Here is a 1,586-nt window from a genome sequence, read left to right on the forward strand (position 1 = left end):
GTCTGCTGATCCGCTGGGAGAAGCGCCCGCGTTCCTATCAGACCTTGTTGTGCTTGGCTTGTGCGCTCATTTGCTTTCAACAATGTGATCGCGTTTCCTCCTTGTAGGTTTTCGGATAAGTTCTCACGGGTGGAGGGCCACGACCCTCTCGCACTGGCCTGCTCTGGGGCGGCTTTGGGGCGCAATGGCCATTCCCCTCCACCCGTGAAGGGTGGCTCCTACGGATGCATCGGCGTTTCGCATGCTCCCTCTTTCCATTCATTTGTTGGAGTAGGTGACCGAGACTCTGTGCTGCCCCCGGCGGGACGGAGGAGCCTACGGGCGAGATGGTCGTACGTGACGAGGAAAGCGCACCTCGGCTGCGGCCCTGGCACGCACCTACATCTTCCATCTTTTGTGGTTTTGCCCCACATTCCTCTTCTTTAGGATTCTTCCTGCTCGGCGAGGCTGATGAGGCGTTGTGATAACTGGCGCAGTTCAGTCCGCAGTTCCAGCGGTTGCCGAATGATAAAGTTACAGCCAAAACTGACCAGCATGCGAGCAATCCAATCAAGGCGATCGGTGTAGCACTTGAAGGAAACTCCATGCGCTTCTGGTTCAAGCAGCGCCAGCGTGGGCGAGACGAAACGTTGCGCCTCCTCAAGAGTGGCTTCAAGGAGAACTTCAATATACCAGGCTCCCGGCGTTTGTGAGATAGATTGCTGGACAAAAGCGAGACAGTCGAAGTGCTCGGGGCGCTTGAAGGTTGCTTCTCCAGGCGCAACGTCAAGCAGACGGTCCAGGCGGAAGGTGCGCGGCTCCTGGCGAAGAAGACAGAAACCCACCAGATACCAGTATCCCTCACGATATACCAGGCCATAAGGATCAAGATCACGCTCAGTCTCTCGGGCACCATAGGCACGATAGCGCATATGGACACGTTGACACTGCAAAATAGCCTGACTGAGCAGCAAGACCATTTCGCTGCGCGGAATCGTATGGGCAGGCATCACATCAATAATCAGGGCATCCTGCACGGCCTGTACACGTTCACGCAGGGACTGTGGTAAGACACGCTCAATCTTGGCAAGCACACCCTCTACCGCTGGCGTCGCCAGATCCAAACCAAGCTTGCGACCTACCAGCAGGCTCAGGGTTAAGGCCAGCGCCTCATCATCATTAAACATCAGCGGTGGCAATTTATAGCCAGGCCGCAAATGATAATAGCCATAGCGACCACGCGTCCCCTCGACTGGAATACCCAGATCTTGCAACATCGTAATATAGCGCCTGACCGTACGTGGATCAACCTCTAAGCGCTCAGCCAACTCCTGTCCACTCATCTTCTGGCGGGATTGCAATAGCTCCAGCACAGTCAGAACACGCGTCGTGGGAAAATACATAGCCGCCTTACTCCTTCAATATCCGCTTATTACGGTCGCGCAATAGAGTCCTATCAGGACGGATTTTACCCTATTTAGCTGGGTTCCACCCAAAACCCTGGGTCAAAAATGAATTGATTCGAAAATGAATTGATTTAAGGAAAGAGTCGTGCCGTTGCAGGAAGGAGCCAATCCTCGTTGAGAAGAGCGACCCGCAAGGCAACC

The 1,586-nt window shown here is 54.5% G+C and carries 2 protein-coding genes; both read right to left on the reverse strand.

What is annotated here, in order from left to right; translation table 11 throughout:
- The coding region (locus F1593_RS29180) for a hypothetical protein (protein WP_216369026.1) at window positions 1-185 on the reverse strand (185 nt) is incomplete at its 3' end.
- Between the two features lie 237 nt (window positions 186-422).
- Window positions 423-1,382: a helix-turn-helix transcriptional regulator gene (locus F1593_RS27940; protein ID WP_149404828.1), complete on the reverse strand. Its 960-nt coding sequence runs from the start codon at window positions 1,380-1,382 to the stop codon at window positions 423-425.
- Window positions 1,383-1,586 lie beyond the last annotated feature (204 nt).

The sequence above is a fragment of the Dictyobacter arantiisoli genome, from assembly GCF_008326305.1.
GTDB lineage: Bacteria > Chloroflexota > Ktedonobacteria > Ktedonobacterales > Ktedonobacteraceae > Dictyobacter > Dictyobacter arantiisoli.

Coding starts and splice junctions, on each gene's coding strand:
- F1593_RS27940 (WP_149404828.1), bottom strand. CDS start 1,382: ATGTATTTTCCCACGACGCGTGTTCTGACTGTGCTGGAGCTATTGCAA.